Source organism: Oceanobacillus alkalisoli (genome assembly GCF_022213125.1).
GTDB classification, from domain to species: Bacteria; Bacillota; Bacilli; order Bacillales; family Amphibacillaceae; genus Oceanobacillus; species Oceanobacillus alkalisoli.
Map to the genome: position 1 here is coordinate 25,600 of NZ_JAKNRA010000020.1, position 8,172 is coordinate 33,771.

Below are 8,172 nucleotides of genomic sequence, written 5' to 3' on the forward strand. Positions count from 1 at the left end.
GTGGGCTTGTTATTAAGAAAACAGATATGAATCAATTAGATGAAGTGTTGCTGATAAAATTTGGCAGGACAGTTCGTGTCGTTTATTTTAACTATAAACGAACGCTTGAACTGTCCTTGTCTATAAAAATGATAAAATTTATCATGTGAATGAATTTCATAATTACCAAAGTCGGCTTTCCCATCACCATATGTAGTTGGGAACGAACCAACTCAACTACATATGGTGATGGTGATGCATTAAATACGTATTATGAAATTCATTAATGTGTCATAAATATTTAGCTTCAAATCTTTTCTTCATTTCTAAACTCAAAAATGCGAAACTCTAATGCAGAGACTTTTATCTTATTTAACTGTACCAGCTGAATAGGCTCCCGTGAATATACTGTATCGTTACTCGTTCCAAGGAGTAATTCACTGCAATATTGTTCGAATGAATCTGGCAAAACTACAGTTTGTTCCTCCATACTATTATTAATAACAAAAAGGATACGCCGGTTATCTGCTTGCTTTTGATAGACTAATGTATTTGCTTCATTATCGTACGCAATGATTTGGAATGTGCCGTCATTTCCAAAAGCCGGAATTGTTTTTCGCATTTCAATCAGATTTTTTACAAACGTAAACAACTCTTTATTCTGCTTCGCTTCGTCCCATATCATACATGCACGGCAACCCGGATCTTGACCGCCTTCCATCCCAATTTCATCCCCATAATAGATACAAGGTGTGCCAATGAAGGAGAGTTGAAAGAGATATAGAAGTTTCACACGATCAATCTCCCCACCAGCCAATGTCAGAATCCGCGGTGTATCGTGGCTATCAAGCAAATTAAATGCAACTTCATTCACATTTTCCGGATACATATGCAATACGTTGGTAATGGTATTCGCAAAGTCCTCTGGAGACAGCCCCTGTTTTGCAAAAAAGTCAATCGCACTATTTGTAAACGGGTAATTCATGACAGCATCGAATTGGTCACCGCCAAGCCAGGGCATCGAATCATGCCAAATTTCTCCTAATAGATAAGCATCCGGCTTTACTCCTTTCACTACGCTTCTAAACTCTCGCCAAAACTGGTGATCCACCTCATTGGCAACATCTAAGCGCCAGCCGTCAATATCAAATTCTTCAATCCAGTAGCGTGCAACTTTTAGTAAATAGGCTTTCACTTCCGGATTTTCGGTATTGAGCTTTGGCATGGATCCAGCAAATCCGAATGTATGATAATTTGGTGTTGGATGTGTTTCTACAGGGAATTCACGAAGATGAAACCATTCCGTATACACGGATTCCTCCTGATTTTCCAGTACATCTTGAAAAGGAGGGAAATAATATCCGCTATGATTAAATACCGCATCAAGCATGACACGAATGCCTCGCTGATGACAGGCACGGACGAGACGGCGGAACGTTTCTTTATCACCAAATTGCGGATCAATTTCCATATAATCTATCGTGTCATATTTATGATTGGAATGCGCTTTGAAGATAGGCGTGAAGTAAATGCCCGTAATCCCTAAATCAACAAGATAATCCAAGTGATTGATAACACCTTGGAAATCCCCTCCAAAAAAGTTCGTCGCAGTTGGCGCAGCTGATCCCCATGGTAAAGTCCCCTCCGGATTTAATGCCGGATCTCCATTTCCAAATCGTTCTGGAAAAATTTGATACCAAATCGTGTCCTTCACCCAGTCTGGTGCTTGGAAGACATCGATTTGATTCAAGTAGGGAAAGCAGAAGTAATTGGAGATATCTGCTGGTGGGGAAGCATATATACCGCCTTCCGTGTAATAGCATGTTTCGCTGGAATCCGTGCAGCGAAAGGCATAACGCATTCTCCGAAATTCAGGCTTTACAGCGATAAACCAATAATCATGTAATGCTGTCGATCCGGACTTGATCATCTCAAGTGTTTCCGTCTGCCATTTCCCATCTTTCCAATCATATGGATCTCCAAACAGGAGAGTAACAGACTCCATATCATTCTTTTTGGTTTGTAGAAGGATATGTAGCGTATCTTTGTCATAGGCATACGCAAAGTTATCCTTTGGGCGATGGTAGATTGCTTCCTTTAACATTTACTTTTCTCCTTTCAAATTAGAAACCCCGATTTCCAGAGAATTGGAAATCGGGGTTGTTGTCATTTGCACAAAGCATTGCCCTTAAGTTGTTCTCCTTTTAATGTAATGTAAGCGGATTAAATTGTCAATAAAGAGATAGATTTGCCACTAATTTGCTAGTTTCTTTTTCTCTTTAAAATAAGCGAGAAGATAATGTTTGAATCGTCCTAATTTATATGAAAAACAAACAAATTAACTGAAAACGTTTGCATCATTTTGAATTAGAATATATAATCAAAAGGAAATTGAGCAAACGTTTTCGCAAAAACATTATTTGAAAAGGTGGGATTTAAAGATGGAAAGATAAAGGTTCATTTCATTTACAAGAAAATCTGGGCAAACGTCACGCAATTATGAGAGGAGAGAAACAATGAATATGAAGCATTACCAAAGAAGTATATCTATTTTTCTAACAGCTCTTATGTTTATAAGTCTATTCTTTGGTATACAACCAGTTTCAGCTGCGAGCGGCGAGGGCACATCCCCTCGTGCACATTCGATGAGTGAAATTGCTGATGGCTCCTACCCTTCGACAGTCAGATTTGTTTATGAAAGGGAAAAGCAAGATTACAAGGATTGGAACATCTGGGTATGGAACACGGGTGCCAAAGACGATCAAATTGATTTTGACGAAGTAGGAGAGGTCGCGACAGCACATATTGAAGTTGGTTCAGCAACGACCAGTATGGGCTTTAAATTAAGAAAGGGTACCGATTGGGATGAGGTGGATGTAGAAGAAGACCGGACGATTAACATCAGTCCGACAGAAGACCTGACGAAAGTGTTTGTGAAAGAAGGGGAAACCGAATTCCGGACCGTTCCATTTATGCAAGCTCCTAAGATTGATGCAGGCAACGTAGAGTTTTTCTATCGTGATGCTGATTTGTATCGTGAGGATGCGATGGAGACGATCGATGCTGTTCAAGTGAAGTTGGATGGACAAGTTTACGATATGAATTTTGAAGCAGAGAACGAACGCTTTACTGGCACGGTGGAAAACCTGCCGGGAGGGGAATATGCGTATACGTATCTTGTTACGATTGATGGAGAGACGATAGAAATTGCTGATCCATACCATATCAATGAAGAAGGTAAATCGATAATTAATATCTCTTCCGAAGAATTAACCGTGACGACGGAAGTAGCACCCCGGGAGATCGACTATCATCAACATGCGGTGTTGACATTACATATGGAGGATGACCAGGGCCAAGCGGTGGACAAGGAATCCATTCGGGAGATGTATGTTGATTTAACTTCAGTTGGTGGGGATGCGTTGACAACTATTGATCCTGAATTAAATGAGATAACAATCTCAGTTGCTGATTATATTGAGGCAGGTACAAAGGTATTGCCTGTTACAGTCACGGATGTGTACGGCGGGACACATGAGTCAGAGGCTAAAGTAGATATCAAACCGCGCGTTGTCAATGGAGAAGAGGATTTTGACTGGGATGAAGCAAGAATCTACTTTATGCTGACAGATCGTTTTGCTGATGGAAATCAAGAAAATAATAACAACATCGGCTATGACCCGACGAGCCCAGGTTCTTACCAAGGCGGCGATTTTAAAGGAGTTACGGAAAAGCTTGATTATCTGGATGAGCTTGGAATTAATACGATTTGGATCACGCCGATCGTTGAAAATGTGTATCATGATGCTGCTTATCAAGATGCAAATGCCGGTGGTATTCCGTACTATGGCTATCATGGGTACTGGGCAAAGGATTTTGAAAAACTGAATCCGCATCTTGGAACGCTGGCAGAGTTTCATGAGCTGATTGATGCTGCAAGTGAACGTGGCATCAAAATTATGGTGGATGTCGTATTAAACCATACCGGTTACGGTTTGAAACTGGATGATGGCGATTTGGAGGACCAACCAGAAGGCTACCCGACAGATGAAGATCGCTTGAAATTTCAGGATATGCTTCGTCAAGATGGTGGAAATCCTGGGAATGAGATAACTGGTGAACTTTCTGGACTGCCGGATTTTATTACGGAAAATCAGGAAGTACGTGAGCAAATTGTCGACTGGCAAGTAGGCTGGTTGGAAAAAGCGACAACGGAAAATGGGAATACGATCGATTACTTCCGGGTGGATACGGTGAAACATGTGGAAGATACAACATTAATGCACTTTAAAAATGAATTGACAAAAGCAAATCGAGAATTCAAAATGATCGGCGAAGCATTTGGGGCAACAGCAACAAATGACTATGCGGATCGTTACTTAAATACAGGAACGATGGATTCGCTTTTGGATTTCGAGTTCAAAACGATTGCGAGAGATTTAGTCAACGGTAATATTCATGCAGTGAATGGGAAAGTCCAAGCTAGAAGTGACTTGTTGGATAATAAGGCAACAATGGGCCAATTCTTAGGGAGCCATGATGAAGATGGATTTTTACAATATATCGGTGAGGAGGACACGAGTAAGCTGAAGGTTGCCTCTACACTTCAAATTACTTCGAAGGGTCAACCGGTCATTTATTATGGCGAGGAGTTAGGTCTTTCTGGCGAAGCAAATTGGCCGGAATATGATAACCGTTATGTCTTTCCTTGGGAGCAAGTGGAAGGTAACGATGTTCATGCGCATTACAAAAAGCTATTAAATATACGAAAAGATTATTCGAAGATTTTCTCTAAAGGAAGCTATGAATTATTAGCTGGAGACAATGATTCCGGGTATATGATTTTTGAACGGAGTTACGAAGGGGAGTCAGTTATCGTCGGTATTAATACGACAGAGGAAGCAGTAGATGTAACCTTTCAAACTCCGTATGTTAAAAATACTACTGCGGAAGATGTCTATAATGAGAGATCTGTTAGGGTTGGTGATGACCTGAGTGCAACGGTGACATTGCCGGCACGAACGGATGGCGGTACATTCATTTTAGTATCAGACAGTGAGGATGCTGAAGGAGACATTACGTTACCGGAAATTCCTGAAGACACATTGCGTGTCCACTATCAACGTGATGACAATAATTATGCCGATTTAGGACTATGGCTGTGGGAGGATGTGAGATCCCCGTCAGAGAACTGGCCAACAGGCTCTACCCCATTTGTAGATAGTCAAGTGACAGAGTATGGTGCCTACCTCGACATCCCGTTGCAAAGTGATGCGCAGAAAGTGGGATTGCTACTATTGAATACCGTAACAGGTGATAAAGAGGGTGCCGACAAGTTTATCGAGTTATTCTCTCCAGAAATGAATGAAGTATGGATCAAACAAGATTCAGATGAAGTTTCTTTAGTGGAGCCAATTGATTTACCGGACAATACGATTCGTGTTCATTATGAACGTGCCGATCAAACTTATGATGGCTGGTCACTATGGTCCTGGGGCGATGTTGCAGCACCTTCTGATGATTGGCCAAATGGTGCGAAAGACGCGCTTGGTATTGGAAAACACGGTGCATATTATGACCTTCTGTTATCGGAAAATGCCGAGGAAATCGAATTTCTTTTCATGAATAAAGATACAGAAGAACAAACAGGAGGCTATAGTTTTAATATGCTTGATCACAATCAAATTTTCATAAAGGATGGGGACGAGCAAGTATATACAAATCCTTATGGCTCCATTCCAGTTATGCTTCTATCAGGAGATTTACTGTCAGATGAGAAAATTCAGCTCCGATTTACGAGAACAGAAGGCTTAACAGAAAATGATCTTTTAGAGGGCATTTCGGTAGTGGATAAAGATGATAATGAAGTTGAGATTGATCGTGTAGAAATAATGGATGATGCAATTGTAGAATTGTACAGTACATTTAATTTGGATCAGGCGCCATTTTCAGTAACTTACGAGGAGAAAACAATTTCTGTCTCTGGTGGCTGGAAAATGATGGATGAAATGTATGCTTATGACGGTGAGCTTGGCGCACAGCTACATGAGGATGGATCAGCGACATTAAAATTATGGTCACCGAAAGCAGAGAACGTTTCGGTGGTACTTTATGACAAAAATGATCAGTTCGATGTTGTACGTGACGAAATTCCAATGACATTAGGGGAACAAGGTGTTTGGGAAGTTATTCTTGATAATAAAAACACTGGTTTAAACAGTTTAGACGGATATTATTATCATTACAAGATTACCCATGACGGGGAAGAAAAATTAGCACTTGATCCATATGCGAAATCGATGGCCACATGGGCGAACCCTGAAGTCGGCGGAGAGTATCCAATTGGAAAAGCTGCAATTGTGGCCCCGTCTGCGATTGGGCCGGAACTGGATTACGCTGTGATTGACGGATTTGAAAAACGCGAAGATGCAATCATTTATGAAGTGCATGTGCGTGATTTTACATCGGATCCTACTATTTCAGGTGAATTGGATTCACAATTTGGTACGTTTCAAGCATTTGTTGAGAAACTGGATTATATAGAAGACCTAGGTGTTACTCATATTCAACTATTGCCGGTAATGAGTTATTTCTTTGGGGATGAATGGGCAAGTGATGAGCGTCTTCTGGAATGGTCATCAACAGATAATAATTATAACTGGGGCTATGACCCGCATAGTTATTTCTCCTTATCTGGCATGTATTCGGAAAATCCGGATGATCCGGAATTACGCATTGCCGAGTTCAAACGACTCGTTGATGAGATTCATAATCGTGGTATGGGGGTCGTGCTTGATGTTGTTTACAACCATACAGCACGCACAGAGATATTCGAAGACTTAGTGCCGCATTACTACCATTTTATGGATGTAGATGGTACACCGAGAGAGAGCTTTGGTGGTGGTCGTCTTGGTACGACACATGCAATGTCCCGTAAAGTGTTGGTAGATTCGATTGCATATTGGGTGGAAGAATTTAAGATTGATGGATTCCGCTTTGATATGATGGGTGACCATGACGCGGAAACCATTCAAATCGCCTATGATACTGCAAAAGAACTCAATCCAAATATCATCATGGTTGGTGAAGGCTGGCGGACCTATGTTGGAGATGAAGGGGAACCGGTTATGCCGGCAGATCAGGATTGGATGCAGCACACAGACAGTGTCGCTTCATTTTCCGATGAATTCCGCAATGAACTGAAATCTGGTTTCGGCAGTGAAGGAGAGCCGCGATTTTTAACAGGAGGAGCTAGAAATATCGAGCAAATCTTTGATAATCTGACGGCCAATCCCCATAATTTTACGGCTGATGATCCAGGTGACGTGCTAACGTACATTGCGGCTCATGATAACTTGACATTACATGATGTTATTGCTCAGTCGATAAAAAAAGACCCAGAATACCATGAGGAAGAGATCCATAAGCGGATTCGACTTGGAAATGCAATGGTCCTAACTGCGCAAGGTACCGCCTTCATTCATGCAGGTCAAGAATTTGGGCGAACGAAACAGTTTAGAGAAGAAACTGCAGAAGCACCATATAAATCAACATATATGACGGACGAGGACGGCAATCCATTTGTATATCCATATTTTATCCATGATTCCTATGATGCTTCTGATGCAATCAACAAGATTGATTGGGAAAAAGCAACGAATGAAGAATTATATCCGATTCATCATTTAACAAGAGCGTATACGACAGGATTAATCGAACTGCGTCGTTCCACTGATGCATTTCATTTAGGAACAAAGGATGAAGTGGATCGCAATGTGACATTACTCGATATCCCGGAAATTGCAACAGATGATTTAGTGATTGCATACCATGCGGTTTCATCGGATGAGACCGAAGAATATTATGTCTTCCTTAACGCAGATAACGAAGCGCGCACATTGTCATTAGGCGATGTTGATCTAAGCGCAGGTGTCGTTGTTGTTGATCACGATGAAGCTGGTGTGAGTGAAGTCGTCGATCCGAGTGGCTTTGAGCTTACTGGAGACCAAATAAAAGTCGATGCTTTGACTACAGTTATTGTGAAGCTAGGGGGTAAAGCACCTACTGAACCGGAGGACCCGAGTGATCCAGGAGATGAGACTCCTCCATCAGAACCGGAGGACCCGAGTGATCCAGGAGATGAGACTCCTCCATCAGAACCGGAGGACCCGAGTGATCCAGGAGATGAGACTC

At 41.6% G+C, this 8,172-nt stretch carries 2 protein-coding genes; one reads left to right on the forward strand and one right to left on the reverse strand.

The features are described from left to right. Positions 1–286: 286 nt before the first annotated feature. The gene (locus L3V42_RS16890) at positions 287–2,083 is read right to left on the reverse strand and encodes a glycoside hydrolase family 13 protein (RefSeq protein ID WP_238472528.1); all 1,797 of its coding nucleotides are present in this window, start codon (positions 2,081–2,083) and stop codon (positions 287–289) included. Positions 2,084–2,495: 412 nt separating this feature from the next. Here L3V42_RS16890 and L3V42_RS16895 point away from each other — a divergent pair. Further along, positions 2,496–8,172: pullulanase (locus L3V42_RS16895; protein WP_238472529.1), on the forward strand; the 5,677-nt coding region annotated here is incomplete at its 3' end.